The following is a 25762-nucleotide window of genomic DNA, read 5'->3' as shown; positions in this document are numbered from 1 at the left end:
ATTACATAAATTGAGGTGATGGCTATGCCGCACGTTGTGGTTGATTATTCAGATAACATAACTGGATTAAACGCAAAACAATTACTTGAAGAAATTAATGGCACACTTATCGAGACGACTTTATTTAGTCCAGAAGACATTAAAAGCCGTGCGCGTAAAGATGATGTTTTTCTGATTGGTTTAGGTGTAGATCAAGCTTATATTCATGTAAAAGCATATATTTTGTCTGGAAGAACAGCTGAACAAAAGCAGCTTATGGGGGATCAGTTACTGGCTACCTTAAGCCAAAAAAATTATTTACAACAAGAGTTTAATAAAGAAATTCAATTGTGTGTCGAGTTGATTGACATGCCAAGAGAAAATTACTTTAAGCAAGTCGTATAACACTAAAAAGCGCAATTTCGATCAAGAATAGAGATCAGCACTATGTAAAAGTAGTGCTATCGAATGAACAGACATAAATGTATGGCTGTATATACTCCAAAGCTGCAACTGGTTTGCGATTATATTCAAAGACATCTAGATGAAGATTTAGATGTTGAGAGATTGAGCCAGATTGCAGCCTTATCCAAGTTTCATTTTCATCGTATTTTTGCCATTCATATTGGTTTAAATGTGATGAAGTTTATTCAATTTTCTCGTTTAAAGCGGGCCTCTTTTCAACTGGCTTTTGAACCTGACCTCAAGATTATTGAGATTGCATTGCAAGCAGGGTTTGATAGTCCAGAGGCATTTACTCGTGCATTTAAACGTTCATTTGATCAAACTCCTCGGGCTTTTAGAGAGAAACCAGACTGGGAATCTTGGCACCAGAAGTTTGTTTTTACGATTCCAAAAAGTGAGCTAAAAATGAATGTAAATATTGTTGAGCGTCCTGCTGAAAAGATTGCCTATTTGTCCCATTTAGGAAGTCCCGATAAAGTTTTTGAAACTGCTGCACGTTTTATTGCATGGCGTAAGGAAACAGGTTTGTCACCTGTGACTAAATCAAAAACCTATGGTATTCCATTTGCAGACCCTGAACAGGCACCATCAGACGCGTTTCGGTTTGACATCGCTGGGTCAATTGCTATGGATGTGCCTGAAAATAGTTACGGTGTACAAACAGGTGAAATTCCTGCGGGTCGTTATGCAACTGTCAGGCATTTGGGAAGTCATGATCAGATTAAAGAAAGTGTGTATTACATTTTTAGAAACTGGTTGCCCGATCAGCCAGAAGAGGTGGGAGATTACCCAGTTTTCTTTCACTACCATAACTTTGTACATGAAGTGAAAGAATGTGATTTGATTACCGATATCTATTTACTTTTAAAGTAAATCTATATGACTAATAAAGGCATAACCTTAAGTTATGCCTTTAAGCCTAAAAGCTTGATATCTGCATATTGCTCAATTAGATTGGCATCTAACATATGGATATAGTCCATAAAGATATTACTAAAGCTTCCCATTGTTTGGGCTTGATTTGCTGCAAGCTTACCTGCAATCGCAAAATGCACATGAGCTGAAAGTGCTGCAATGGTTGGAGTCGTTACCGCACTATATGCAGCAATTAACGCACCTAATGCGCAGCCTGTTGCAGTAATTTTAGGTTGTAAAGGGCTACCGCCGTTAATTTGAATAACGACATTTAGTTCTTTAGATAAAATATAATCTGACTCGCCTGAAATTGCGATACAGTCGGTATGTACTAAGAGCGCGTAAGCCTGTCGATAGGCATCATCACTACTTAGGGTACTATCTACACCTTTAGATTGAACTTGATTGCCCGCAAGCGTACTAATTTCTGAAGCATTACCACGAATAACACTAGGCTTAAACTGTAAAAGTTCATCTGTCATTTGACTGCGCCAAGCTAAAACTGGTCCATAACCCACTGGATCAAGCACCCATGGAATATTATTCAGTTGCGCCGTTTTTGCAGAGATTTGCATGGCCTGCATTTGCTCTGAAGTCGGGGTGCCTAAATTAATGCTTAAAGCCGATGAAATTTTGGTAAAACTTTCTGCTTCATAAGGATTATCAATCATGGCAGGTGAAGCACCAGAAGCGAGTAATACATTGGCTGTATAGTTAGCTGCAACGCTATTGGTAATACATTGTACAAGAGGCGTTTTTGCCTGCATGTTCTGCCAAGCTTCAATGACCTGTTCAATCAAACTAGATGTCGATGTCATCTTATTATCTATCCTTATTAAGCCAGAGTGATTAAATTTTTAGTGGGTAAAATAGTGGTCTTGATGCTTACATTTTTGGCAAATCAAAGACACATAATCTGCTGCATCATAGTCAACGCTTAAATCATTTGAACCACAATACATACAACGTTTGACAGAATAAAAATTTAAACGTGGTTCAATTTTTCGCCATGCTTTCCATACAGGTTGTACAAATATCTGTTCGTCATAACCTAAAAAACGGTTCAGCAGAATGTAGCTCATTTTACTATAAGGAATATTGTGGGGACGAGGTAGCATGGAAGTTTCCCATTTTTCAGTTAATGCTCTCTCACGATATTGCTCTAAAGTTTTCTTTAATAAATTGGTGTTAATAAATTTATCATTGCGCGGCTGTAAAGCTTTTTGCTTATAAAGGTATTCGAGTGCGGTTTGTACTAGATAATAAATTTGTCCAATCGCTAATGAATCCATTAAACGATAACAAAAGCTTTGAAAATTTGTATTGCCCGCAATTTGGATTCCCCAAGTTCGGCAATAGAACTGCATAAACTGGATAATTTCTTGATAAAGTACCTGAAAAAGTACATCTTTCACTTCGTCTGCACTGCGAAAGGGAATTCCTGCACTTAAGTTTTCATAAAACCAATTGCGTAGCTGTTGAGCCACACTAAATAAACTTGGATCGCTATAACCATCTAAACGAATATTTAAGTGAAAACACTGTGGATCATCAGTTTGATCATTTGCATTTAAAATGCCATCTTTATGCAACTGTTTAATTAAGTAGCTCTGAAACATCCAGTTAGGCGTGATGGGATGGTATTTAACTTTGTCCCAATGAATATATTCATCATGAGTAATCTCTTCACGAGCATATTCATCTAAAAGACTCAGCAAGAAAAGTTTATGTAAGAAGCTGAGTTGTTCCAGACTGCGTTGTGGCTGTTCTTTTGACTTAAATTGGCGTTGTTCTTGTAATCGTGTTTGTTGTACAAGCTTTTTACGTTGTTTTGTACACTGTTCACAGTGGCAAGTCATTCGTTCATCTTTAAATACGCGGTGCTGACAATGACTGCACTCATGAAATTGAATGTCTTGTTCAAATTGCTCGGCATCTACCCAGTACATTGAAGCTTGGCAGAGAGGACAATGGCTACTTTCATCCAGTTGTTTCTGTAGAATTTGTAAGGCCATTTTGCTCCGAACATAAAATAAAAAAGATAGACCTATTATACACAGCCGCACTGTAGATGGCTGAGATTGCTAATTTCGTTTGTTGTTAAAATAGAAAGACCTAAAAACTATGTTGAGATTTTAGGTCTTCATCGCGAGTTAAATGGTTTATTAAACAGGGCACGGCAAGTTCTCATCATTCTGTCCAAGTTTTTTAGCATTAATAAGTGCCTGTACTTTTTTACTTGGTAATTTTACTTTGCCGAGTGCATCGTAAGTATTCACGATGGCAGTAACCTCCTGAGTCGTAATAGAAACACCTTCCGCAGTTAAGAATACGGCAATCACGTGGTGATCGAGTCCTGCTGAAGATAGATCATGAATAGCTTTAATATTTTCTAAACGATGAAAATGTGCTTTTAATTCCATGTTGACACCTCTTATTCTCATTGAAATACCTATGTTGGTACATTTAACTAGGCAAGAACCATGCCCAAAATGTAAGCTGACTCTAAAAAATGTTAAAAGCTAAAGGTGTTTTATTTTTATTGTATAGATTGTTTATATAAACAACGATTATCGTAAATTTGGTCTAATCTGTGCTAATAAAACAAGATTCTAATTTGAAATGTATAAATCAAGTCCCATTAATTTTAAAGGTAAGCAAATACAGTATGTATGACTTGGCGTATGATATTTCATGGCGACTCATACTACCGTTTTAGACGAGTATATAAGGAATAAAGATGAATATTGCGGCGCAGCCTCCAGTTCAGGCAGATCAAACAGTTTATTTAAAAGATTATCAAAAACCTGCATTTTTGGTTGAATCAATTAATCTTGATATTCAAGTATATGACGATAAAACGGTTGTTGATTCAACACTGGTCATGAAGCGCCAAACAGAGGGCGAGCTAGTCTTGCTAGGCCGTGATCTTGAGCTACAATCTGTTCAGTTAAATGGTCAAACGCTTACTTCTGCACAATATTCACTCGATAGTGAGCAACTGGTGATCACTGACGCACCAGATGAAGTCATTTTACAAATACAAGTCATTATTCATCCTGAAACTAATACTCAATTAGAAGGCTTATATAAAGCAGACGACTTGTTTGTAACGCAAAATGAACCTGAAGGTTTCCGCAAAATCACATTCTATCCAGACCGTCCAGACGTACTTTCTGAATTTACGACACGTGTAGAAGCAGACAAAAAATATCCAGTGTTACTTGCCAATGGTAATTTGCTAGAAACAGGTGAAGTGGGCGAAAACCGTCACTTTGCGATTTGGCAAGACCCGACAAAAAAGCCAAGCTATTTGTTTGCATGTGTCATTGGTGATTTAGCTGTTCTTAAAGATCGCTATACGACTTCTGAAGGGCGTGATGTTGCCTTAGAAATTTATGCAGTTGAGAAAGACATTCCAAAATGCCATATCGCGATGGAAGCATTAAAGCATTCTATGCGTTGGGATGAAGAACACTATGGCCGTGCCTACGACCTCGACAACTATATGATTGTTGCGGTGAGTCAGTTCAACATGGGCGCAATGGAAAATAAAGGTTTAAATATCTTTAATACTTCATGTGTGCTTGCCGATGAAGAGTACACCACTGATGCTGCAATTATGCGTGTACAGTCTGTGATTGCCCACGAGTACTTCCATAACTGGACAGGGAACCGTATTACTTGCCGTGACTGGTTCCAGCTCTGCTTAAAAGAAGGCTTAACCGTCTTCCGTGATCAATCTTTCTCAGAAGATTTACAATCTGCTGCGGTTCAACGTATTGATGATGTCGCTGTGCTTAAATCGCATCAATTCCCTGAAGATGCAGGTCCATTGTCGCATCCACCTCGTCCAGATCACTTTGTCGAAATTAATAACTTCTATACAGCAACAGTCTATGAAAAAGGTGCGGAAATTAACCGTATGATGTCGACTTTGTTGGGTAAAGAAAAATACCGTCAAGGGACGGATGAATATTTCCGCCGTCATGATGGACAAGCCGTTACTGTAGAAGATTGGGTGGCTGCACTATCTGCGGGTTCAGGTGTCGATTTATCTGCATTCTTAACTTGGTATAACCAACCGGGAACGCCAAAGCTTGAGGTAAAAGGTGAATATGATGCAGCGGCTCAAACGTATCGTTTAAGCTTTAAACAAAGCCTAAAAGCACATCCTAAATATCCCAATTTAAAGGCTGTTCCGATTCCTGTGGCTTTAGCGCTATTTAATGCTAAAACTGGTGAGCAATATGCATTGCACAGTGAGAGTCTATTTGTAAACGGCGTTAAAGATGGCGTGTATTTATTTGATCAAAATGAAGCAACTATTGAATTTACAGGTGTGACTGAACAACCTGTTGTGTCATTACTCCGTAATTTCTCTGCACCTGTAAATCTTGTATTTGATTATACTGATGCAGAATTAGCATTCTTAATTCAGCATGAAACGAATGGTTTTAACCAATGGCAGGCAACTCAAACCTTACTTGAGCGTATTTTGTTAGACGACCATTCTGCGGATGCGTACATTCAAGCCATTCAAAGTACTTTGCCTGAGTTGGTTGGTCGAGACCCGCTTTTAGCTTCGCGTTTGTTTGACGTACCAAGCGAAGGTTATTTGGGTAGTCGTATAGATCATGACTATGCACCAGCCGATATTCATGTAAAACGTGAAGCCTTGCTTAATCGTTTAGCTCAAGATTTAGGCTCGTTCTGGAAAGATACCTACCTCACACTTGACCCAGACTTGCAAAAAGAATTTTCTTTGGCAATGGGTGTACGTGCGTTAAAGAACATCATGCTGATGATGATGGCTCGTCAGGGAGACCAGACTGCATTTGAACTTGCACATGTTCAATATCAAAACACAGGTAATATGTCTGAACGCTTAGGTGCGCTGCGTGTATTGGTTTGGCAAAATGCGCCTCAAGCTCAAGATGCTCTTGCTGACTTTTATGAGCGTTTTAAAGACGAAGCTTTATCTTTAGATCAGTGGTTCATGATTCAGGCAGCAAACCCTAATGCAACAACAGAAACAATTGAGTACCTGACTCAACATCCTGACTATGATTTAACAACTCCAAACCGTATTCGTGCGGTAAGTGGCGGGCTGTCAAATAACCCTGAAAATACTTGGAGCTTTGGTGTAGCTCACTTCATTAATCTTGCACAATATCTCGATGAAAAGAACCCGATTTTAGGTTCACGACTGTTACAGGTATTGTCACGTTGGTACACTCTTGCAGAGCCTCAACGCACTCAAGTGCAACAAGCTTTGCAGGCATTGCAGCCTAAAGTGAAGTCGAAAAATGTCTCTGAAACTTTAAATAGTATGTTGAGCGTTTAATTGAGTTTAAATATAAAAATAAAGGCCTCATAAGAGGCCTTTATTTTTATATAAATTTAAGAATATAGACCAGTCAAAATTGAACTTGTAGATTTCGCCATAAGTAATTATTGAAGCTAAAGCAGTTAATAATTTAATTAAAATATATCTTTTAAATGTCATAAAAATAAAATAGCTGAAACTATTAAGATGAAAGATGGGATGGATAAAGTTTACTTTTTCATAATTAATGATCGAAAATAACCAAATTTTTGACATATTTATTTAAAATTTAACGAATAAATTTTAAATGTATTTTATTAAAACTATTTAAATCAATTGGTTGTATTTTTAAATATTATTTTTTGTTTGCGGAGTGTTAAGTTAAGTAATTGTATTTTATTAAATAGAAATTAAAACAATAACAAGGACATGCATTTTTATTATTTTTATGTATGATGTTTAAAATAGGATGAAAAATAAGCTTTAAAAGAGCAGTCAAATAAAAATGATTGTAAGGATAAGAGTTAATTTTTTTAGATCTATTAATTCGACAATTTAATTTAAAAGGTTTTGGCCATGAAAAAGACTTTTTTTTATTTACCAATACTTGCTGTAGGGTTATTTTCTCTTAATGCAGCAAATGCTGCTACAGCAACGGGGACATTAACTGTTAAGGCGGCAATAACAAATAGTTGTGTCCTTAATACTTCTGCAACAGGGACTACCACAAATGCAGTTTTGGACTTTGGTACTTTAAGCTCTCTCGCTGTTAACGAAGATGCTGATACAACAACAACTGGAGGTACCTCAATCAAAGTCCTTTGTAACAATACTGTGCCGTGGACCCTAGCTTTTGATGGCGGTAAGAATGCTCAAACGACCCAACGACGTATGATTGGTGGAGCAACAAGTAATGAATTTATTCCCTATAACCTTTTTTCTGACACAGGGCGTGCCACCGCAATCGGCATTGCAACAACAGCCTACAGCGGAACTGGTAGTGGTGCAGTACAAACTGTGAACGTATATGGTCGTATTCCTGCTGGTTCAGCATTGCCGAGTGCGGGTAGCTATGTTGACACTGTAACCGTAACAGTAACTTATTAATTTTTATAAATTAGAAATATTGTTAGCTCTTTTTGAAAGGGCTAACACATTAAAAAAGCTATATTTGAGTAAATCATGAAAAAAAATATCATTATTATTACGGGATTATTCTTATCTTTTTCTAGCTCTATTAACGCCGCTACAATCCGTCTTTCGCCTGTGAATGTAGAAATATTAAGTAATCAAAATGCTTCTTCAATTAGTTTATATAACCAGTCAAATGAAAGCGCTGATTTGCAGATTCGCGTATTTGAATGGACTCAAAAAAATGGGCAAGATCAGTTAACAGCTACAGATGAGATTGCAATTAGTCCACCATTTTTAAAATTACAGTCTAATGACTCTTACAACTTGCGTGTAGTTAGAATTAATCCAACACCTATTTCTGGTGAAAAAACCTATCGTATTATTATTGATGAACTACCAAAACCGATTGATAGCCGTAAAGCAGCGCAAGGAGTAAATGTATTACTTCGCTCATCATTACCCGTATTTGTAGTCAATAAAGACGCAATTACTCAACTGACTTGGAAAATTGATACTCATCAGGAAGCACCGTCCTTAAATATTAGTAATATTGGAAACCGGCATGCACTTTTAAATGACTTAATGCTTGTTGATACAACAGCGAATAAAAGTTACCCCATTAAAGTAAATACCGTGAACGGTTATATTCTTTCGCAGCAGGCACGAAGCTACTCTATTAATAATTTCGCATATCAGCCAAATCATAAATACAGCATTTCTCTGACAGTTAATGGTAAGAAAACCACACTTTAAGAGGCTTATATGAAATACATTATAGGTGTCTTATGTGTTGCGTATTTTCCAGCGCATTCATTTGCTGAGCAACTCGTAGATTATACAAATACTTTAATTCCAAGTGTTCCTGAATCTATAGATAGCAATAATAAATATACACAGGAAAAGATCAATGGGCAGGAGCAAGAACTTAATTTTATTCAGCTATTTTTAAATATTTCTATTAATTCTAATACTTCTGAAGACTTGTTTGCCGTGAAACAATCTAAGGATGGAAAGCTATATATTCGCTCTAGCGACTTAAAAAGTTTAAGGATGAAAATGGATGAGCATATTCCTGACAGCCAATGGATGTGTATTAACGAGCTAAAAGGAATCCAGTTTAAATATATAGAAAATGAGCAGTCTCTAAACTTACAAGTTCCTTCGAACATGTTGACAGACTATTCAGTGGACTTAAATGGTCAAAAACTTACGAGTCCTCATTTTTTTAAAAGGAAACCCTTAAACGCGGCTATTTTGAACTACAGCCTGTATCACACCATGACTAATGACGAGAATATTTTCTCTGGTTCAGCAGAAGGTATTTTTAACAGCGCAGTTGGTAACTTTTCTTCAGGGGTTTTATACAACGGTAGTAATGAAACTAGTTATAGCCATGAAAAGTGGGTGCGTCTGGAAAGTAAATGGCAATATGTAGACCCTGAAAAAATCCGGATATATACCTTAGGAGACTTTATTTCCAATAGTTCTGACTGGGGAAATAGTGTACGTCTGGCAGGTTTTCAGTGGTCAAGTGCTTATACCCAACGGGGTGATATTGTTACCTCGGCACTACCGCAATTTTCTGGTTCGGCAGCACTGCCTTCGACTTTAGATTTATACGTTAACCAGCAAAAGATTTATTCAGGACTTGTGCCATCAGGTCCATTTGATATTAAGCAGCTCCCGTTTATTTCCGGAAATGAAGTCACCCTTGTGACCACCGATGCAACGGGGCAGCAGAGCATTACCAAAAAACCTTACTATTTTTCATCTAAGATTTTAGCCAAAGGCATCAATGAATTTTCAGTAGATGTCGGGGTTCCACGTTATAACTATGGGCTATATTCAAACGATTATGATGATGCCACTTTTGCTTCGGGTGCGATTCGATACGGCTATAGCAATTCACTGACTTTAAGCGGTGGTGCGGAGGCTTCAACAGACGGCTTGTCGAACCTCGGAACAGGTTTTGCCAAGAACCTGTTTGGTTTTGGGGTGATTAATGCTGACATTGCAGCAAGCCAGTATAAAGATGAGAACGGATATTCTGCCTTGGTTGGTTTAGAAGGACGGATTAGTAAGAACATTTCGTTTAATACTAGTTACCGCAGAGTATTTGATAATTACTTTGACCTTGCCCGTGTGTCACAAATTCGATATTTAAAAGAGAACCAGATTACTTCTGAACCACAGAATTACTTGAGCTACAGTGCATTGGCAGATGAGATATTCAGGGCAGGGATTAACTATAATTTTTATGCAGGCTATAGTGCTTATTTGGGCTACAACCAGATCAAATATAGTGACAACTCCTACAAGTTATTGTCTGCCAATTTAAGCGGAAGCTTGAACAAGAACTGGGGGTTTTATGCTTCAGCATATAAAGATTATGAAAATCATAAGGACTATGGCATTTACTTTGCGCTGAGCTATACACCGTCTACTCGAGTCAATGCGATTACGAGTGTATCTAGTGATAGTGGCAGGCTGATTTACCGTCAAGAAATTTTTGGCTTATCAGAACCCAAAATCGGTTCATTTGGATGGGGAGGTTATGTTGAGCATGATCAGGATGCGAATCAAAACAATGCATCGGTCTATGGGTCTTACCGAACTCGGGCTGCCTACTTAACAGGTCGCTATAACCGAATTGGAGATAATGACCGAGTTGCAGTTTCAGCGACAGGATCGTTAATTGCAGCAGCAGGACGAATCTTTGCGGCCAATGAAATTGGAGAGGGTTACGCGGTTGTGACTAATGCCGGTCCGCAAAGCCAAATTCTAAATGGTGGGATAAATCTAGGAACAACGGACAAGTCTGGAAGGTTTCTTATTCCAAGCCTCATGCCATATAGAGAGAACCATATTTATTTAGATCCTTCGTATCTTCCTTTAAATTGGAATGTTAAATCTACAGATCAAAAAACAGTTGTAGGTTATCGCCAAGGAACTTTGGTTGACTTTGGTGCACATCAGGTCATTTCAGGCTTAGTGAGAGTCGTTGATAAAAACAACTCACCATTATTACCGGGTTATACGGTTCGAATTAATGGGCAACAAGATGGTGTGGTTGGTTACGATGGTGAAGTATTTGTTCCAAACTTATTAAAACAAAACAAACTTGAAGTAGATCTTCTCGATCATGGTTCGTGCCAAGTTGACTTCACATATAACAGTAATCAGTACTCAACTAAAAAATTGGGACCTTATGTATGTCATTAAATATTATGAATAAGGCTCAAATAGAGAGCTATAAAAAAATTTCCTTATCTTTAAAATACTTTATAGGTATTTGCTTATTTTATCTCGTTTATGCGTTTTTTAGTCCGGCACATGCTGCCTGTACGGTAGCTGGAACGACCAATAATACGTTTACCTACACGGCAGCAAATATTAATAGTGATGCAACTGTAAATTTTTCAGGAACAATTACTTGCACGAATGGAGGACTAATACCTCAGATCTCTCCGTTTATGTGTATGAAGACAGTATTTACGGGAGCGACCAACGCGAATAATAGCGTATCGCTACCATATACAGTCACTGCAACTGTGGGTGGAGCAGGTTCCTCTACCACTAACCAAACCTCTAATGTTTGGTATGGTCCAGTGGTAACTGTTGCTTCAAATAATATTCTTAGTTACTCGGTCAATGTGAAAGTACCGGCGCGAACAGGGTCGCTGATTGCCTATCCTCAAGGAACCTATACAGCTACGGTTCAACTCTTTTGGGATATGGATCTTCTAGCGGCGTTATGTTTAGGGGATGTCATCAGCTGGAGCTCTGGAAATGTAACTTTAACAGCGAACTTTGTGGTGCCGACGCTTTGCCAATTAAACTCAACCTCAATTGTAGATTTTGGCAGTATTCCTGATATTAGTACGACTAATCGTGATTACACTGCGCAAGGAGCTGTGAATACGACTTGTAATTCTGGAACGCCATATAGCATTTATTTAGGGGATGGAGACAACCGTATAAGCGGTGGATTCAGGCGTATGAGTCATGGCAATAATGAATTTATACCCTATCAGTTATACAAAGATGCTGCCTATAGTTCAGTATGGGATGCTACAGGGGGAGTAAATAGTGTTGGTGGAGCAGGTGGAGTGTCTGGTACAGGAACAGGTATCGCTCAAACCACTACAGTTTATGGAAAAATTCCACAAGGTACTACTATCGCAAGTAAACCAGGAAACTATTCTGATAGTGTGGTTGTTACGGTGACTTATTAATTTTTGAGTCTATATGTGGTTCTATTTTAATAGCATGGTTCAGCGTAGTTTTATCCTTTAAAACTGGCTGAATATAAAATGATATAAATCAAATGATTCTAGTTTTTCAAACTTGTTCGTCATTAAAAAAGTTTGACTTAAAAATGCATACTGTATATCTATTTTATAGTTCTAAAAAGGAACTAGTAGATGAAAACAAGCAATTAAAATAAAGGTGAACAAATGTCGGATATCATTTTGCATCAATGGGAAATTTCCCCATTTTGTCAGAAAGTTTCGAGAATTTTGAAATTTAAAGGAATTTCATACGATACAGTTAACTATAACGGCATTTTGGGAGCTAAAGTTCCTTTACTCAGTAAAGTAGGCAAGGTGCCTGTAATTGATCATAATGGACAGCGGATACAAGACAGTACTCGAATTGCCCGTTACCTAGAAGAAACTTATCCAAATACGCCTCGGCTTTATCCAGAAGATCCAAATCAAAAGGCGCTTGCAGAATTATGGGAAGACTGGGCAGATGAAGCTCTCTATTTTTATGAAGTCTACTTACGAGTCAATGACCCTGAAGCTTTAGATGAAGCAATCCGTATTAGTAGTATTGGCCGCCCAGCGTATGAAAAACCAATGGTAAAAGGATTTATTTTAGCCGAATTGAAAACACAACTTTTCTTTCAAGGTCTGGGCCGAATGAAATCTGAAAATGTTGAAACAGAGTTTAGAAGACACCTTGACCGTATTGAGCAGGTTTTATCACAAAGTGAATGGTTAGTTGGAGATTCCCTGACAATTGCAGATATTGCTGTTGCCGCTCAACTAGGTGAAGTGATTCGCACAAGCAAAAAATTTAGAAAAGAAATTTTGGATCGTCCGTTTATTGCATTATGGTATAAAAAACAAACAGGATAAAATGACCATGACATTAGCAACACCAGATAAAACCTTAGATTGTGTAGTTGTTATTGGCGTTGGAGCATCACAGGGTATTGGTGCAGCAGTGTGCCGTCTTTTTGCAAAAGAAGGCTTAAAAGTTTATGTCGCTGGGCGTACTTTCCAGAAAATTGAAGCAGTGGCTGCCGAAATCCATTCGAAAGGTGGCAACGCTGTCGCATTTCGTCTGGATGCAGAAGATGTAAAGCAAGTACAAGCTTTATTTGACACAATCACCAGTCAAAATGAGCGCATTACCGCTGTCATTCATAATGTGGGGGGAAATATTCCCTCAATATTCTTACGAAGTCCGTTGTCATTTTTTACTCAAATGTGGCAATCCACTTTTTTATCAGCTTATTTAGTTTCTCAAAGCTGTCTAAAAATTTTTAAAGGTCAAAACCACGGCACGCTTATTTTTACAGGAGCGAGTGCTTCTTTGCGTGGCAAACCTTTTTTTGCTGCCTTTACGATGGGTAAATCTGCTTTACGAGCTTATGCGCTCAATCTAGCTCAAATTTATAAATCACAAGGCATACATATTGCTCATGTGATTATTGATGGAATGGTCGATGGCGATAGAGTCAATAAAGCATTATTGGGTCTAGGGCGTTTAGCGCGTCTTACGCGTGGCACAGGTGGACTCAATATTGATGCAATTGCAGAAAACTATTGGATGCTTTACCAACAAATGCCTGAGCTTTGGACACATGAACTAGATTTACGTCCTTATCAAGAAAAATTTTGAGAGACTAAAATGCTAAAAAAAATATGTCAGAGATTTCGAAAAAAGCAGGGCTGTGTTGTCGTTGCTGGTCATGATTTACAACAGATCGAGCGTGATTTTGTAATTCTAGATAAAAATGCGAACTTTCCATTACATCTTTATCAAGTTGTACATGATTCAGCCGTGCAAAAAATCCAAGTTCATTCTGTAAACGATGGTGTGACAGCCGTCCATTTGAACTTAGTGAATGCCGATCATTTAAAAAAATTAGTGAGTTATATTTCCAATCACGGACATACAATTGAACTCAGTGTGTTTCAGCCAAGTTTCTCATCTGCGCCAAATATCGAAGCTTTATCTTTAGAAGAGATTGAGCACAATTGGCAGACTACAGGTTTAAGTGCGGTGAACGTAGCGCAAGCTGTGATTAAGCCTATGCTAAAACAGCAGCGCGGCACAGTTATTTTTCTTGGAGCGCCACTTAGCAACTCGTCTCACGATGTATTAAGCCAAAGCATGTTCGCAAGTATCCGTGCTTTAGCGCAGTCATTGGCAAGAGAATTTCAACCTAAAGGCATTCATATCACCTATTGCATGATTGAAAAATGGGATGGGCAAAACCCGCATTTTATTTCATCTCTTAAACAAGTGTGCCAACACATCTATCAGCAACCTGATTCAGCATGGAGCCAAGAACTTAGCCTATCTTGAAGTTTTACTTCGCATGTTCTTAAAATACAGTACTGATCTGGAATGATGACAGAACAATAATTTCGATAGGTATTTAAATGACAAAAATTAAGAATGTTCAGCAAGCAGTTAAAGTGGTTTGTGCTTTGGCGGCTTTGATGTATGTTCCTTCATTGGCTCAAGCATATCAGTATGATCAAACTGCTCGTTTAATTAACGAGCGCTTATCTTATATGAAGGATGTAGCGGGTTATAAGGCAGAACAGCATTTGCCAATTGAAGATTTAACTCAAGAAAAGAAAGTTCTCGATCAATCTGTTTCCGAGGCAGAGTCTTTTGGCCTAAATAGCGAAACAGTAAAACCATTTATTTTGACTCAAATGAATGTTGCCAAGGCAATTCAGTACCGATATCGCGCAGATTGGTTGTCTAGTCCTGAAACCAATTGGAAACCGCAAGATTTAGCAGAAGTACGTTTAAAAATTAGTACCCTAAACACTGAGCTTTTAAAAAATATTGCCTATGAACTCAAGAAAAATAATAACAAAGCACCGTATAGCTGTAGCTACATGTGGCCTGTTCAGCACCCTCAACTTAAAGAAGCCGACAAAAAGGCTTTATGTACGACACTCAATAAAGTTAAGTTAAGAGAATGAAATTCTTAAAGTGAAGCATATCAACTGCTGATTCAATCCATATTCAATCAGCAGTCTGATGTATTTAATTGAGAAACGCTTTTTGCTAAAAAGCGTTTACAACATTTTTATTTATTGAGTAATCAGCAGAACAGCAAGAATAAAGAAGATACAACCACTGATTTTATTTAATCTGGCAAAGTTGTTTCCAGACAGCATTTTTTCTTTAAAAATTGAAGAAAAATTAGCGTATACCAAGTGAATTAAGAAACCAATAAGGCAAAAGGTTAGAGAGAGTATTAAAAATTGGTTTATTATTTTTTCTTTTATATCAATAAATTGTGGAAATAGAGCAATAAAGAAAACAATGGTTTTTGGATTAAGAAGTGACGCAAACAATCCTTGATAGAATAATTTAGATTTACTTACCGCTTTTTCACTTGCTTCGGTATCTAATAAATCTTGAGAAGGTGAAGTTTTTAAAAAGTTTTTATAGCCTAGATACATTAAATAAAATGCACCAACAAATTTCAATACAGTAAAAATAGTTGGATTACTGGTAATGATTAAACCAACTCCACTCGCTGAAATGACTGCAATGACAAACATACCAATAATTAACCCAATAATTCCAAATAGGGCTGTACGTACCCCGTAATTTATTGAGTTTGTAACTGTAAATAAAACGCCTGGTCCGGGACTAGATAGCGTAAGAAAGGCAATTGTTATAAAAACTAGTAAACCACTCACTTAATATATCCTTTTAAAAATGAATTATTTAAATTTTAAAAGCCTTCTGATGTTACTCAGAAGGCTTTTAGTTTTATGCGCTTGCCAGTTCTTTAACTGAATCTAAAGTGGTTTTGTCTCTTACTTCAAAAGCAACAAGGCCTTTCCAATTGTGGCGGTTAATTGTTTCAATAAAGTCAGAATAATTTACAGTACCGCGACCAATACTAAAGTGTTGATCTTGTTCACCATTGTTGTTGCTAAAAGAAATACCTTTAATTTTTTGATGGTATTTTTCTACAACCGCAACAGGATCGCCTTCACCCACATTTGCATGTCCTGCATCTAAGAAGAAATAGACATTTTTGTGGTCAATTTTATTAAAAACATAATCGTATTCTTCCATGTGGGTAAAGACATAATGGAAAGGGCGATAGTTTTTATAATTTGATAAATTCTCTAAATAAATATCAACTGATTTTTCAGCAGCATATTCAGCTAATTCTTTAACAGAAAGAATATAGTTATCTAGAGCTTTTTGTTTAGCCAATACAATTTTCTTTGGTTCTACAATACCGCCGCCATGAATAACCAATGGAGCGCCAATTTTTGCGGCAATATCAATTTCTTTTTTAACATATACAACCGCTGCTTCTCGTAAATAATCTACATCGCTACCTAATGGTGCTTTGAAGTTACCGTGGAAAATTGGTTGAATATTATATTTTTTGATTAAGCTATTTAGATTTTCGATTCGTTCAGAAGACCAGTCTGGAACCATTTCCCCGTGCAAACTTCCATCCACATACCAGTGGGTGCAACCATCATTAAATGCCCTAAGGATACCTTCTTCGGCTGGTAAATACTGCTGATGGGCAATTCCAGAAGCAAAGTTAAGGTAATTATTCATTAACGGCGAAGTCATTGTTATGTTCCTGATTTATTAAAAATATTTTGGGTGTAATTATTTATTCACTAGTTACCCAGCCGACATCTTATTTTTATTTGGTCACAAAAACATTGGACTAAAGTCTAGTATATTTAAGAAGAGCAAGTGTCTATACAGACAGACCTGTATATTGCATAATTTATCAAAATATTTAGGCTCTATCTTTAAAATATTATTTTTGGATTAGTTGGATTTACTCAAAAGTAGTTGGTTTTTAATATAAATAGTTACTAATTTTTATTTTTTAAAATTTAGCGTTTTTTTATTACTGGCATTATATTACAAATTTTACCCTGTATATTTAATAGTCTAATGAAAAAATTAATCGTTTGTTGGTTCGAATTACATACACTATATCAATAGCAATAATGTCTAATAAAGTTAAATTATTCAATCGCAGTGTGAATTTTAATCATCAAATTAAAAGCTATCTTAAATAGAGGCCGATTTTTTATAGATTCCTCTCTATTCAATACCAACAACAGTTGTGATGTAGCTAGTGGTTAAAAGAATAGCTAGGCCTAAAAACATTTCAAATAAAATGGCATAACCCAACTGGTTTGCAAATTTTGAATATTGTAAGCGAGGGGTGAAATACCATTTATTAAAGGCAGCGAGTAGTAAAATACATAGAACAAAAAGTATTTTTATAATGAACGCATGACCATAAGGAGTATTGAGCAACGTATGGAAATCTTTAAGCAAGAGCAGGGCAATACTGGCACCACAGGCAAGTAAGACTCCGACAATAACGGCTGCAATTTTTCCAAACAGATGCATACGTTCTTTTAAAGGTAAACCTTTAATTATTTTGCTCGTTTTCCATAAGGGATAGAGCGACCCCATCCATAAAGACATTGCCAATACATGGGTTGACAGTAAAATTTGGGCAAATAAGGGTAAATTGGTGACATGACCTAATTGAGAAAAACTGAAAACAATGGGTGTTAATAGCAGAGCGAAAATTGTTCCTTCAATTTTGGAAATCTGGCTAGTTCCACTGCTTAATTTTACAAGCATCAAGAACAATAAAAGCAGAAAACTCATTGATCGAATGATATGGGCATGCCCTGTAGCGGTAGTTATCAATATGTTTATGTAGTTACTATCCCACATACCTGAAAGGCCAGTATTGGCAAAACTTCCGATGAGAACTAAGAAGCCAAGCATACTTGAGACAAGGCCCAACCCTGCACCAATAGTGATGTATTTGATAATAATTCTTTTAATTTCTACATACTGCCCAAGCAAGAAATAGCAGAAAGCACCCCCAATAACAAAAGAAACCCCTAGATATAAAAAGACTTTAATCAACCATGTGGCATATATCCAAGTTTCAAAAATCATATTTTCTCTCTCGTTAGGTCAACATGCTATAAACCAAATAGCATGTTGACCATGATTTTTTATTTTTCTGGTTTACTTAATGGTGAAGTTGTATTCGCCACTCATGTTATGACCGTCAGTGCCCATTGTGGCCCAGACCACGGTATATTTTCCTTTCTTAAGGTTAGGTACTGCGAATTTAAATGATTTCTTTAAATCATGGCTGACTTGGTAATTTAAAGGGATATCTTTGCGTTGAGCATCAAGTAAATTGACGTTCATTAACATGACTTCACCACCAAAATTAAGCGTTATATTTTTAGGTTGGCTCACGACTACAGCATTAATGCCGGGGCTTGCGCTTGTAAGGCTGACATGTGCGAATACATTTGAAGCAGCAACAACTAGAGTTGCCCCTACTAAAACGTTCCGTAGAGCAGTCATCTTATTGTGAAAAAACTTCATGTTGTTATCCTCGTAAAACGAATATTTGATTCAGTCATGACCAAATTAAAATAAAGAACGTGCTTTATTGGCCACACGCTTTGTAGATCTATTATTCAAGATTGAGAGAAACGGGTTGATGACTTCAAAATTACATTTTTGTCATTTTTACAATTTGAGTATGCTAGCCCTGAAAGCTTTTTCTGTTTTGGTAATATTTTCTAATTAAGCTACTTGGGCACATCAATTCAATATTTGAATGAATATGTGAAATCAGGAATATCATGATTTTTTAAATATAATTTCAAAAATAATATGTCCCTCATCGTAGCTAGCTTGAATTGTAGCGCCATGTACATCAAGAATAGATTTGGTAATTGCTAGGCCTAAACCTGTGCCTTCTTCAACTCGCTGTCTGGACGCATCGGTACGGTAAAAACGATCAAATAACCGAGAGAGTTGTTCTTGTGATAGGGGCGAGCTTTCATTTTCAATTGTGAGTACAGTTTTATCAATGTTCTGCTGACATTTAATTTTGATTACCGAATCTGATTTTCCATATTTGATTGCATTTGATAAAAGATTGCTAAGTGCTCGGCGTAACATTGAAGGATCACCCTCGACGGAACCTAGGCCAGTTTGTTGTAGTGACATTCCTTTTTCAGCAGCAATAGCATCATAAAAATCAAATAATGCAGAGACTTCTTCGACTAAATTCACTTGCTGTAAGTTTGCTATACGTAAGCCGTGTTCAGCCTTCGCAAGAAATAGCATGTCGGAAACCATTCGGGCTAAACGTTCAAACTCTTCCAAGTTAGAAAATAGAATTTCTTGATAGGTCGTAATATCTCGGCTACGCGATAAACAAACTTGGGTTTGAGTCATTAAGTTATTAATCGGTGTTCTAATTTCGTGAGCAAGATCAGATGAAAAATCCGAGAGTTTTCCTACCGCTGTTTCTAGTCGATCCAACATATCGTTAAATGCGACAGCGAGCGATCTTAGTTCAGTTGGTGTGTTGTCGACTTCTAACCGCTCGGAAAGATGCTGAGCTGAAATACCTTCGGTAACCTTTGCCATTTTTTGAACTGGACGCAGTCCTCGCCAAGCAGCAAACCAACCCAACAACATCAAACAAATTGTACCGATAACGCCGATATATAAGAGCTGGCGTCTAAAATCATTTAAGAAATGTAGGTGTTCAGATGTATCAATACCCACAATAATTCGAGCTGATGGAATAGTAGTGTTTTGATTAAAAGACTTTTTATAAACTAAGCCATGATATATTTTATTTTGAATTTTCCACTCAAGCCACGGGCCATGTTTAGATTTTACGAATGTTTTACTGTTAAGCATGGTAGGCGATGAGCTAAAAATAATTTGACCAGTTGGGCGCTCTATTTGCACAATTAGATCATGATGTCCTACTAAGGCATCTTTTAAATATACGTTTAATTCAGATGGGTTTTGATAATTCTGTTCAAGCAAGTTTTCTACAAGTTGAATTTTTCCTTCTAATTGAGTTCTATCTTGAGTTTCAAAATGATGCATGACGAGTTGGTGAATGACCAATCCCATAATCATTAAAATAAGAACAGTAGAGAAAGAGAAAATAATTGCAATACGAAAGCTGATCGCATTAAACAGTTTATTCAGCATCTTCAACCTCTAAAACATAGCCCATTCCACGTATGTTCTGGATTAGCTTGGGGGTGAAGTTACTATCAATTTTATTTCTTAAGCGTTTAATGGCGACTTCTACAACATTAGTATCACTATCAAAATTCATATCCCATATTTGAGAGGCTATGAGGGTTCGAGGCAAAATTTCTCCACGCCTACGCATGAATAGTTCCATCAATGCAAACTCTTTAGCGGTTAAGTCAATACGTTGACCAGCTCGAGTGACACGACGCTTACGCAAATCAAGTTCAAGATCGGCAATCGTAATAAGATTGCTATCTTCTTTTTGTTGCCCACGACGGAGTAGGCTTTTTATTCTGGCAAGCAGCTCAGCAAAAGCAAAAGGTTTGACCAGATAATCATCCGCCCCAAGTTCTAAACCTTTAACCCTGTCTTCAATTTGATCACGGGCTGAAAGGAAAAGAATAGGCATGGTTTTACCGCTTTTTCGTATATCGTTAATGATATTCCAACCATCTAACTTTGGTAACATTACATCCAGAATAATCAAATCATATTCTTCTAAAAGAGCTTGATGTTTACCCGATAATCCATCTGTGACCCAGTCGGTAATATATCCAGCTTCTGATAGACCTTGCTTAAGGTAATCACCTGTTTTTATTTCATCTTCAACCAATAAGATTCTCATTTATAAAAAATCTCAGATCATTCATTTAGAATATAATAACGTTATAAATACATGATTCGACGTAGATTACAAAAATGTCATTTTCAGGTCACCTAGATGTCCGCCCGAAGCCTATATGGTATTTATATAAAGTTAATTTTTGGACTAGAAAATGAAAATCTTATTTCGTCGTAGTTTAACAACGCTTATGTGTGTTGGAGCATTAATCACTGGAACCCAATCTTGGGCGGGAAATGTTAAACAATCAACGGCTACCAATGCAGAAATCAAGGCAAATACTAAAGCGCAAGAAAAATGCACTAAACCGTGTAGCACGAACAATGATGAAAAAGGGCAACAAGACAAGATGCAGCATGAGCATGGCAACATGGCAGATATGTCTCAAATGGATCACTCAAAAATGGGCGAAATGGACCATTCTCAGATGATGAATATGGATCACTCAAAAATGGGCGAAATGGACCATTCTAAAATGATGAATATCGATCACTCAAAAATGGGTGAAATGGACCATTCTCAGATGATGAACATGTCGAATAAATAAAAGAGTGGAGAGCACTGTTTTAGTAAGGATGGTTAAACAGTGCTCTTTGCATATACTATTGTAATCCAATGAAAAACAATATTTATTTAACCGATTTCTAGCCAATATCACATTGACACCCTAAACCTCTCCGATTATCCTTTGCCTGCTGGCCACATTGCCAGTCGGTTTTAGCAGACCGCCTTTTCATCTAGAACATCAAAAAAGTAATTTTTTGGTGGAGAACTCGTTCGTCCCCCTTCGTAGCGGTAGGACGGAGGAGGGACGCCCTCGGGCGTGCCGGTTCCTAGATGACTGGTCTGCTAACCCTTCTTCGTTCTGCCACCATAATCATTTAGCAGTGATTTGGCAGAACTTCTATTTCATCTAGGAGTCCGTTATGCGTACTAATTTTTCTTCTTATTTTTTGGCTTACGCCAAAGTCTTTACGTCTATACCATTCAACTGGTCTTTAAAACGGTTTAATCGACTATAGGTTTTAACCTTTAGATCATTACGACTAAAAAATCATATCAACAATAAAGCCTGAGATACGCAAGGCAGGGTTTTGTGCTGCCTTGATTTGCCTGTTTTTAACGCTCAATTTAAGAGTGACGGCATTTTTATCTCATTCATATACAACAAAAATTTATTTTAAATAGTACAAATATGCCAAATTTAGAAGCTTCATTTAGAGCACTCAGAGTGCTTCACACAGCAAAAGACTTATTTAATCAATATGGCTTTCATAAGGTCGGGGTCGACCGAATTATTGCAGAAGCCAAAACGCCCAAAGCGACTTTCTATAATGACTTTCACTCAAAAGCACGACTCATCGAGATGTGTCTGACTTTTCAAAAAGATGCGCTAAAAGAACAGGTGGTTTCAATTATCAATTCATACCGTGAACTTATGGTCTTTGACAAACTCAAGCAGATTTACTTTCTGCATGCTGACTTAGAAGGATTTTACCGTTTGCCCTTTAAAGCGATTTTTGAAATTGAAAAGCTTTACCCCGCAGCCTATAAAGTCGTCAGTGACTATCGAAAATGGTTTGTTCAAGAAATTTATAAGCTGCTTTTAACCGTAAAAGTGACTGCTACGCTTGAAGATGCTTACATGTTTTTGTTTGTGATTGATGGGGCAATGGTTCAGCTTTTAAGTGCAAATAAGATCGATGAAAGAGATAAGTTACTAGACTATTTCATGTCGATGTTCGCTTAGATTGATTAAAACTCTAGCGTTTAATGCTCATAGAAAAGCCCTCTAGCGAGGGCTTTTCATTTATCTAAAAGACGGTTGGTATAAGATTTTGTAGACTTTTTCTTTATATGCATCATTTGAAATGACGCCTTTATCTCGCTGTTGTTTTAGCGATCTAAACTGCTGGCCATGAATTTCTCTTTGAATATTCACATTATCATGATTTCTAATGTAGTAAAGGCTACGATCATGATCACTCATATTCACTGTTTCTTCAGTAGCGTAGGATGGCTTAGTTTCCTTTTCTTGATATTGCTTTGCAATTTCAAAAAAATCTACATTATGAGGAGGATTATTAGAATTAGAAAAGTCTTTTGGTTGCCCATTAAATTTATGGTCTTGAGAATTTGCATTTACTGCAAGCATGCTCTTATGCTGATTAAAGTTAGGGCGGTTATATTCTTGTTTCATTTGAAATGTGTTTGTTTCAGAAAATGCAGAGGAAGAAAAAAGACTAATATTTAAAGATAAAAAAATTAATAACAATCTATTCATTTCTTTTGAAGTCCAATTGAAATTGAGTAAATCACTGTATTGTAACATTAAAGTTGAATTTTTTGGGGGCTAATTTTTAGACTGTTTGATCATCAGGTCAATAACAAAGTGCATGGGTGGGTTTACGCAAAGTTCTATTGAAAGCTCTGCACAGAAAACTTTATTTAAAATGAGATCTAAAACTTTCAATTTCAGAGTATTTTTCCATTATCTAATTTTAATATTTGTTCCGTAACAAATTCTTATTTTAAAATGTTTTATCTAAAATTTATTATTAAGTATTTCTAAATAGTTGCGGTGTGACAAGAGCTTTCCAATTTGTTAAATTGTGTGGTTTTTATAACAGTGGGCGAAATTTATGAAGACATTTTTAGTTATATCTTTATTGGGTTTTGGGCTGATTGGTTGTGCCTCATCTACATATAATTCTCAAGAAAATTATTTAAATAAAGCTCCAATTGCACCAGTGAATAAAGCATTTAATAGTTTTAAAACACCCGAACACGGAATTATTACCAATCAAGATGTCTATAATATGCCAGAAAATTCGAATATGAATTTTCGCTATGAAGTGCCTTTTTAAAGAAAAATAAAGTATTAATTAAAACAAAGGTGGAATAACGAAAGCTTACCACCTTTGCTGACTAAAGATAATCAATGATTAATACGACCTTCGGGTGGTTTTTTAAATTTTAAACTGTTAAATTTAAATTATTGAAAAAGGTATTTTAAATGAAAAATTTCACAATTATTGCTTCTTTATTTTTATTAGTTGGGTGTACGACTGGTCACAAACAAGTTACTTCTGTTCAAGTGTCTGATAATAAAATTGTTGCAGAGGCTGAAAAATATAAAAAACAATATCAAAATAAGATTTATAAAATATGGGTTATTCCAAAGTCTTCTTCAGGGATGAGTGCAAGTGTTAAAGTATTCTTAACTGACACTGGCGAAATTGAGCAAATCATCTTTTTAGATAAAGAAGAACAAAAATTTAAAACAAGTATTGAAAAAGCGATCTGGCGTGCAAGCCCATTTGCTTTGCCTTCGGACCCAGAAGTAAGAAAGCAAGCAAGAAGATTCAATATGAAATTTCAGCCGAAATAAATGATCTCTTCTTAAATATGAGGGGGAATTTAAAATTGTTAAGGCATATTAAATTTTCCCTCTAGTTATATGAAGTATTGAGAAGGTATGGTTGCGCATCACAAGAAAATGCAGCATTTGATTCTATAGAGCAAATAAGACAGTTTATTTATAGGTAAACAAAATATAAAAAATTAGTTACATTGCTATCAAAACGTAACATAAACAAAACTTTAAAAGATTATTAAATTATTATAAAAAATGTGTGAATCCTTAAATATATAAAGACCTCACATGAGTGTATTAAAGAAATCTCATAATGAAAGTAAGGTTACATCTGTTGTCGCATGGTGTGTAATTTTTTTCGGCATTGTTTTAGGACTAACCTTTATTTTGTCGTATGGGCAAGTCGAAACAAGAAATGATAATTTAGACATTATTCAGGTGTGGTCTAAGGAAGTGATTACAAAGGGGCTTTTCATTATATTTAATGGGCTACTGTTTGGGTACTTACTTTTAAAAATTAGTAGTATTTTGAATCATCTTGAAAATAATAAAAAATAACCCTGTATCTCAAAGTGCAGTTACACAAATGATGATTGTTTGGTGTTGAATGTATCCGTTAATTATTTAAGCATGGAAGGACACAAGTTAAGTAAAGGATGAATCTCATGATAGATGAAGAAAAACCCTTAAATTTTGACGATGATGAAGAGCCTCTCGATTTTGCTGATGAAGAATTCATCGATGATAAAAAAGAAGATGAGTTATATAACAGCATTACAAAAGATGGCTCAAGTGTAGATCCCGCAGATGATGGTGAGCGACACATTCGCCCTGAAGATGGGGATCCCATCGAAATTGAAGAATAATTCAAAGCCCAATTCAATATTGGGCATTTTTAATATTTTTTGACTCTTTTATCTAAACGGTACGATACGCCCGAGCTTATTCAGTCATTATCATTAATGACTCAAAAAATTAAGAACTAAGCAATGAGTGTTGAGGTGAGTACATATATATTCATTGAATGATTCATTCTCGAATTGAAGAAAAACTATGAGTAATTATATTTCTACATTGACCAATAAAATCAAAAACAAAGCAGTTCCACCAGTCAATGATGTTCTGCTCGCGTTTAGGACTTTGAAAACCGTACCAGGCGGATTAACGCTGTTATCAAAAATTGTTAGTCGAATTGCTCCATATTTTCAGACTGTAAATCCAATTATCCAAAAATTAGATTTGAACGTGTGTGAAGCCTCAATCAAAAAAAATAAATCAATCGAAAATCATATCGGGACGGTACACGTTATTGCTATATGTAATGGATTGGAGTTTGTTATGGGTGTGTTAGCCGAAGCATCTGTGCCTCAACATTTAAGATGGTTACCCAAAGGCATGAACGTAAATTATGTAGCTAAGGCAGATTCTGATATTAAATTAGTGGCAACAATTGATGAAGCGTGGAAAGTTGGGGATATGCAAGTAAAAATTGATGCCTATAGAGCAGATGGACAGCCTGTAGTTCAAGGATATATTACGCTTTGGGTGACAGAGAAAAAGTAAGATG

At 36.4% G+C, this 25762-nt stretch carries 28 protein-coding genes; 18 read left to right on the top strand and 10 right to left on the bottom strand.

Annotated elements, in window-relative coordinates; all coding sequences use genetic code 11:
• The first annotated feature begins 24 nt into the window (after positions 1-24).
• Both I5515_RS01105 and I5515_RS01100 read left to right on the top strand, forming a co-directional pair.
• The gene (locus I5515_RS01105) at positions 25-384 is read left to right on the top strand and encodes a 5-carboxymethyl-2-hydroxymuconate Delta-isomerase (RefSeq protein ID WP_199964359.1); all 360 of its coding nucleotides are present in this window, start codon (positions 25-27) and stop codon (positions 382-384) included.
• Positions 385-465: 81 nt separating this feature from the next.
• Positions 466-1317, top strand: coding sequence for an AraC family transcriptional regulator (locus I5515_RS01100; RefSeq protein WP_199964358.1), 852 nt, complete (start codon positions 466-468; stop codon positions 1315-1317).
• A 32-nt stretch (positions 1318-1349) separates the two neighbouring features.
• On the opposite strand, the gene thiM is transcribed toward I5515_RS01100, so the two are convergent.
• The 3 genes from thiM to I5515_RS01085 all read right to left on the bottom strand — a co-directional run bounded on the left by thiM (position 1350) and on the right by I5515_RS01085 (position 3782).
• Complete coding sequence (gene thiM / locus I5515_RS01095) at positions 1350-2177, bottom strand: hydroxyethylthiazole kinase (protein WP_199964357.1); 828 nt, start codon at positions 2175-2177, stop codon at positions 1350-1352.
• 39 nt (positions 2178-2216) lie between these two features.
• Positions 2217-3374, bottom strand: coding sequence for a hypothetical protein (locus I5515_RS01090; protein ID WP_199964356.1), 1158 nt, complete (start codon positions 3372-3374; stop codon positions 2217-2219).
• A 150-nt stretch (positions 3375-3524) separates the two neighbouring features.
• Positions 3525-3782, bottom strand: a complete 258-nt coding sequence (locus tag I5515_RS01085) for a hypothetical protein (RefSeq protein WP_199964355.1) — start codon at positions 3780-3782, stop codon at positions 3525-3527.
• A gap of 317 nt (positions 3783-4099) precedes the next feature.
• Here I5515_RS01085 and pepN point away from each other — a divergent pair, with 317 nt between their 5' ends.
• From pepN to I5515_RS01040, 9 genes are all read left to right on the top strand, one after another.
• Complete coding sequence (pepN, locus tag I5515_RS01080) at positions 4100-6706, top strand: aminopeptidase N (RefSeq protein WP_199964354.1); 2607 nt, start codon at positions 4100-4102, stop codon at positions 6704-6706.
• 552 nt (positions 6707-7258) lie between these two features.
• Positions 7259-7795 (top strand): spore coat U domain-containing protein, encoded by a 537-nt coding sequence (locus tag I5515_RS01075; RefSeq protein ID WP_199964353.1) that lies wholly within the window; start codon positions 7259-7261, stop codon positions 7793-7795.
• 75 nt (positions 7796-7870) lie between these two features.
• The gene (locus I5515_RS01070) at positions 7871-8575 is read left to right on the top strand and encodes a molecular chaperone (RefSeq protein WP_199964352.1); all 705 of its coding nucleotides are present in this window, start codon (positions 7871-7873) and stop codon (positions 8573-8575) included.
• A 9-nt stretch (positions 8576-8584) separates the two neighbouring features.
• On the top strand, positions 8585-11044 hold the full coding sequence (locus tag I5515_RS01065) for a fimbria/pilus outer membrane usher protein (RefSeq protein ID WP_199964351.1): 2460 nt from the start codon (positions 8585-8587) through the stop codon (positions 11042-11044).
• Positions 11035-12057, top strand: coding sequence for a spore coat U domain-containing protein (locus tag I5515_RS01060; protein ID WP_199964350.1), 1023 nt, complete (start codon positions 11035-11037; stop codon positions 12055-12057). Before I5515_RS01065 ends, I5515_RS01060 begins: the two co-directional genes overlap by 10 nt.
• Positions 12058-12279: 222 nt before the next feature.
• A complete protein-coding gene (locus I5515_RS01055) occupies positions 12280-12966 on the top strand; it encodes a glutathione S-transferase family protein (RefSeq protein WP_199964349.1) in 687 nt (228 codons plus the stop codon).
• A gap of 7 nt (positions 12967-12973) precedes the next feature.
• On the top strand, positions 12974-13735 hold the full coding sequence (locus tag I5515_RS01050; RefSeq protein ID WP_199964348.1) for an SDR family NAD(P)-dependent oxidoreductase: 762 nt from the start codon (positions 12974-12976) through the stop codon (positions 13733-13735).
• 9 nt (positions 13736-13744) lie between these two features.
• The gene (locus I5515_RS01045) at positions 13745-14425 is read left to right on the top strand and encodes an SDR family NAD(P)-dependent oxidoreductase (RefSeq protein ID WP_199964347.1); all 681 of its coding nucleotides are present in this window, start codon (positions 13745-13747) and stop codon (positions 14423-14425) included.
• A 77-nt stretch (positions 14426-14502) separates the two neighbouring features.
• Positions 14503-15060 (top strand): chorismate mutase, encoded by a 558-nt coding sequence (locus tag I5515_RS01040; RefSeq protein ID WP_199964346.1) that lies wholly within the window; start codon positions 14503-14505, stop codon positions 15058-15060.
• A 111-nt stretch (positions 15061-15171) separates the two neighbouring features.
• On the opposite strand, the gene I5515_RS01035 is transcribed toward I5515_RS01040, so the two are convergent.
• The 6 genes from I5515_RS01035 to I5515_RS01010 form a co-directional block, all read right to left on the bottom strand.
• Positions 15172-15789 (bottom strand): LysE family translocator, encoded by a 618-nt coding sequence (locus I5515_RS01035; RefSeq protein WP_199964345.1) that lies wholly within the window; start codon positions 15787-15789, stop codon positions 15172-15174.
• 73 nt (positions 15790-15862) lie between these two features.
• The gene (locus tag I5515_RS01030; RefSeq protein WP_199964344.1) at positions 15863-16693 is read right to left on the bottom strand and encodes a sugar phosphate isomerase/epimerase family protein; all 831 of its coding nucleotides are present in this window, start codon (positions 16691-16693) and stop codon (positions 15863-15865) included.
• Positions 16694-17182: 489 nt separating this feature from the next.
• Positions 17183-18064 (bottom strand): copper resistance D family protein, encoded by an 882-nt coding sequence (locus tag I5515_RS01025; protein ID WP_199964343.1) that lies wholly within the window; start codon positions 18062-18064, stop codon positions 17183-17185.
• Positions 18065-18136: 72 nt separating this feature from the next.
• A complete protein-coding gene (locus I5515_RS01020; protein WP_199964342.1) occupies positions 18137-18508 on the bottom strand; it encodes a copper resistance protein CopC in 372 nt (123 codons plus the stop codon).
• A gap of 261 nt (positions 18509-18769) precedes the next feature.
• Positions 18770-20149 carry a heavy metal sensor histidine kinase gene (locus I5515_RS01015; protein WP_199964341.1) on the bottom strand — a complete coding sequence of 460 codons (1380 nt, stop codon included), beginning with the start codon at positions 20147-20149 and terminating at the stop codon, positions 18770-18772.
• Entirely contained in the window at positions 20139-20822 is a 684-nt protein-coding gene (locus tag I5515_RS01010; protein ID WP_199964340.1) for a heavy metal response regulator transcription factor, read from the bottom strand. Before I5515_RS01010 ends, I5515_RS01015 begins: the two co-directional genes overlap by 11 nt.
• 151 nt (positions 20823-20973) lie before the next feature.
• Between I5515_RS01010 and I5515_RS01005 the strand changes: the two genes are divergently transcribed.
• Positions 20974-21366 (top strand): hypothetical protein, encoded by a 393-nt coding sequence (locus I5515_RS01005; RefSeq protein WP_199964339.1) that lies wholly within the window; start codon positions 20974-20976, stop codon positions 21364-21366.
• A 648-nt stretch (positions 21367-22014) separates the two neighbouring features.
• The gene (locus tag I5515_RS01000) at positions 22015-22569 is read left to right on the top strand and encodes a TetR/AcrR family transcriptional regulator (RefSeq protein ID WP_199964338.1); all 555 of its coding nucleotides are present in this window, start codon (positions 22015-22017) and stop codon (positions 22567-22569) included.
• A gap of 60 nt (positions 22570-22629) precedes the next feature.
• Here the strand turns inward: I5515_RS01000 and I5515_RS00995 are convergent, their stop codons facing one another.
• Positions 22630-23151, bottom strand: coding sequence for a hypothetical protein (locus I5515_RS00995; RefSeq protein WP_199964337.1), 522 nt, complete (start codon positions 23149-23151; stop codon positions 22630-22632).
• 310 nt (positions 23152-23461) lie between these two features.
• Here I5515_RS00995 and I5515_RS00990 point away from each other — a divergent pair, with 310 nt between their 5' ends.
• From I5515_RS00990 to I5515_RS00970, 5 genes are all read left to right on the top strand, one after another.
• A complete protein-coding gene (locus tag I5515_RS00990; protein WP_199964336.1) occupies positions 23462-23686 on the top strand; it encodes a hypothetical protein in 225 nt (74 codons plus the stop codon).
• Between the two features lie 149 nt (positions 23687-23835).
• On the top strand, positions 23836-24210 hold the full coding sequence (locus I5515_RS00985) for a cell envelope integrity protein TolA (RefSeq protein WP_199964335.1): 375 nt from the start codon (positions 23836-23838) through the stop codon (positions 24208-24210).
• Positions 24211-24483: 273 nt separating this feature from the next.
• The gene (locus I5515_RS00980; protein WP_199964334.1) at positions 24484-24753 is read left to right on the top strand and encodes a hypothetical protein; all 270 of its coding nucleotides are present in this window, start codon (positions 24484-24486) and stop codon (positions 24751-24753) included.
• Positions 24754-24860: 107 nt separating this feature from the next.
• Positions 24861-25061 (top strand): hypothetical protein, encoded by a 201-nt coding sequence (locus I5515_RS00975; protein WP_004791647.1) that lies wholly within the window; start codon positions 24861-24863, stop codon positions 25059-25061.
• A gap of 187 nt (positions 25062-25248) precedes the next feature.
• Positions 25249-25758 (top strand): hotdog fold domain-containing protein, encoded by a 510-nt coding sequence (locus I5515_RS00970; protein WP_199964333.1) that lies wholly within the window; start codon positions 25249-25251, stop codon positions 25756-25758.
• The last annotated feature ends 4 nt before the right edge of the window (positions 25759-25762 follow it).

The organism is Acinetobacter calcoaceticus (genome assembly GCF_016508255.1).
Taxonomy (GTDB): Bacteria; Pseudomonadota; Gammaproteobacteria; order Pseudomonadales; family Moraxellaceae; genus Acinetobacter; species Acinetobacter calcoaceticus_E.
This window is presented reverse-complemented; position numbering and strand designations above follow the sequence as displayed.

Bases quoted from the DNA above. Each gene is read 5' to 3' on its own strand.
- I5515_RS01105 (WP_199964359.1), top strand. From the start codon at position 25: ATGCCGCACGTTGTGGTTGATTATTCAGATAACATAACTGGATTAAAC.
- I5515_RS01100 (WP_199964358.1), top strand. From the start codon at position 466: ATGGCTGTATATACTCCAAAGCTGCAACTGGTTTGCGATTATATTCAA.
- thiM (WP_199964357.1), bottom strand. From the start codon at position 2,177: ATGACATCGACATCTAGTTTGATTGAACAGGTCATTGAAGCTTGGCAG.
- I5515_RS01090 (WP_199964356.1), bottom strand. From the start codon at position 3,374: ATGGCCTTACAAATTCTACAGAAACAACTGGATGAAAGTAGCCATTGT.
- I5515_RS01085 (WP_199964355.1), bottom strand. From the start codon at position 3,782: ATGGAATTAAAAGCACATTTTCATCGTTTAGAAAATATTAAAGCTATT.
- pepN (WP_199964354.1), top strand. From the start codon at position 4,100: ATGAATATTGCGGCGCAGCCTCCAGTTCAGGCAGATCAAACAGTTTAT.
- I5515_RS01070 (WP_199964352.1), top strand. From the start codon at position 7,871: ATGAAAAAAAATATCATTATTATTACGGGATTATTCTTATCTTTTTCT.
- I5515_RS01065 (WP_199964351.1), top strand. From the start codon at position 8,585: ATGAAATACATTATAGGTGTCTTATGTGTTGCGTATTTTCCAGCGCAT.
- I5515_RS01060 (WP_199964350.1), top strand. From the start codon at position 11,035: ATGTCATTAAATATTATGAATAAGGCTCAAATAGAGAGCTATAAAAAA.
- I5515_RS01055 (WP_199964349.1), top strand. From the start codon at position 12,280: ATGTCGGATATCATTTTGCATCAATGGGAAATTTCCCCATTTTGTCAG.
- I5515_RS01050 (WP_199964348.1), top strand. From the start codon at position 12,974: ATGACATTAGCAACACCAGATAAAACCTTAGATTGTGTAGTTGTTATT.
- I5515_RS01045 (WP_199964347.1), top strand. From the start codon at position 13,745: ATGCTAAAAAAAATATGTCAGAGATTTCGAAAAAAGCAGGGCTGTGTT.
- I5515_RS01040 (WP_199964346.1), top strand. From the start codon at position 14,503: ATGACAAAAATTAAGAATGTTCAGCAAGCAGTTAAAGTGGTTTGTGCT.
- I5515_RS01030 (WP_199964344.1), bottom strand. From the start codon at position 16,693: ATGACTTCGCCGTTAATGAATAATTACCTTAACTTTGCTTCTGGAATT.
- I5515_RS01025 (WP_199964343.1), bottom strand. From the start codon at position 18,064: ATGATTTTTGAAACTTGGATATATGCCACATGGTTGATTAAAGTCTTT.
- I5515_RS01020 (WP_199964342.1), bottom strand. From the start codon at position 18,508: ATGAAGTTTTTTCACAATAAGATGACTGCTCTACGGAACGTTTTAGTA.
- I5515_RS01015 (WP_199964341.1), bottom strand. From the start codon at position 20,149: ATGCTGAATAAACTGTTTAATGCGATCAGCTTTCGTATTGCAATTATT.
- I5515_RS01010 (WP_199964340.1), bottom strand. From the start codon at position 20,822: ATGAGAATCTTATTGGTTGAAGATGAAATAAAAACAGGTGATTACCTT.
- I5515_RS01005 (WP_199964339.1), top strand. From the start codon at position 20,974: ATGAAAATCTTATTTCGTCGTAGTTTAACAACGCTTATGTGTGTTGGA.
- I5515_RS01000 (WP_199964338.1), top strand. From the start codon at position 22,015: ATGCCAAATTTAGAAGCTTCATTTAGAGCACTCAGAGTGCTTCACACA.
- I5515_RS00995 (WP_199964337.1), bottom strand. From the start codon at position 23,151: ATGTTACAATACAGTGATTTACTCAATTTCAATTGGACTTCAAAAGAA.
- I5515_RS00990 (WP_199964336.1), top strand. From the start codon at position 23,462: ATGAAGACATTTTTAGTTATATCTTTATTGGGTTTTGGGCTGATTGGT.
- I5515_RS00985 (WP_199964335.1), top strand. From the start codon at position 23,836: ATGAAAAATTTCACAATTATTGCTTCTTTATTTTTATTAGTTGGGTGT.
- I5515_RS00980 (WP_199964334.1), top strand. From the start codon at position 24,484: ATGAGTGTATTAAAGAAATCTCATAATGAAAGTAAGGTTACATCTGTT.
- I5515_RS00975 (WP_004791647.1), top strand. From the start codon at position 24,861: ATGATAGATGAAGAAAAACCCTTAAATTTTGACGATGATGAAGAGCCT.
- I5515_RS00970 (WP_199964333.1), top strand. From the start codon at position 25,249: ATGAGTAATTATATTTCTACATTGACCAATAAAATCAAAAACAAAGCA.